Here is a 1,231-nt window from a genome sequence, read left to right as displayed (position 1 = left end):
ATGTACCGGTTGCTCCGTTGTTGTTCGTTGCTTGGACAACGACAGCGCCAGTTTGTCCGGACACCGAAGCAACGGCACCTGTCGCACTGATCGTTCCGTCTCCTGCGATCGTGATTCCGGTACCGGCCTTGACACCGCCCAAGTTCAAGCCCGTCGGAGGTGCCAAGCTGATCTTGCCGGTTCCACCGACGTTGATGCCAGCACCAATGATCACACCGCCGATAGCAGAGGTTGTGGCAGGTGTGATTGCTTGGTTGGCGGCAATCGTGAGCGTCTTACCATCGCCAGATGGTGTGATCGTGACGTTGGAGCCAGCGGCTAGCGACTTGATCGTGGCAATACCGCCAGCCGTTCCGTTGTTATCGACGAGTCCAGTTCCCGTACCTTCGTTGTTCACAGCGGTCAGGGCACCGGATGTTGCGGTGCTACTGATCACTAGGTTTCCGTTAGCGTCCGTCGAGAACGATATCAGGGAACCTGCTACCAGCGTCTTGAGCTTTGCTGTGCCGGTTGTGGCACCGCTATCTGAGATAAGCGATGTACCGGTTGCTCCATTGTTATTCACCGTGGATATAACGACAGCACCGGTTTGTCCGGACACCGAAGTAACAGGCGGTGGAGGCACCGTTCCTGTGATTCTCAGGTTGCCATTTGCATCAGGCGCGATGGTGATGTTGCTACCAGCAACCAGAGTTTTGAGTTTTATGTTCCCAGTAGTAGAACCGCTATCTGAGATAAGCGATGTGCCGGTCGCAGCGTTGTTATCCGATGCCTGAACCACAATATTGCCGTTAGCATCGGGTTGCTGACCATCTACGGTCTTCACCTTGCCAGCATTATCGAGTTCCTGTTGAAGATTGGGTATATCCGCAATATCAATCTCGACGGCACCAACAGAATTCGGAAACTTGTTGTTGACGGATTTCACTTCACCGGCCGCAAAACTCACTGCTGTAGTTGCTCCGTATACCGAACCATCGTTAACTGTAAACGTGGTGCCGCCCGCGTACTCAATGCCGTTGCGCCAAACTTGGGCATTGCTTGCTAGACCTGAATCGGGATCAGATACGTCGTAGAACAAATCAATTACTGCGCCATAGATTATGGCGTCGCATATGGGCTGGTAGGGCAGAGCAAATCGCCACTTTTCTTGTTCTAGGTCCCACAGGTAAGCACCTTGCCGCTGTGTGTTCCCCTCTGTTGAAGTCACGATCATGACTTGCGTTAGAGG

At 53.3% G+C, this 1,231-nt stretch carries 1 pseudogene; it reads right to left on the bottom strand.

Annotation, left to right across the window (positions count from 1 at the left end):
• Window positions 1-1,231, bottom strand: a pseudogene (locus AC1RPG_RS07725) (hypothetical protein); the annotation flags it as partial.

It is taken from the genome of Dellaglioa sp. CoH-57-MRSF-18 (assembly GCF_056781995.1).
Note: the sequence above shows the minus strand (reverse complement) of the source record. Positions and strands in the feature narration are given on the sequence as shown.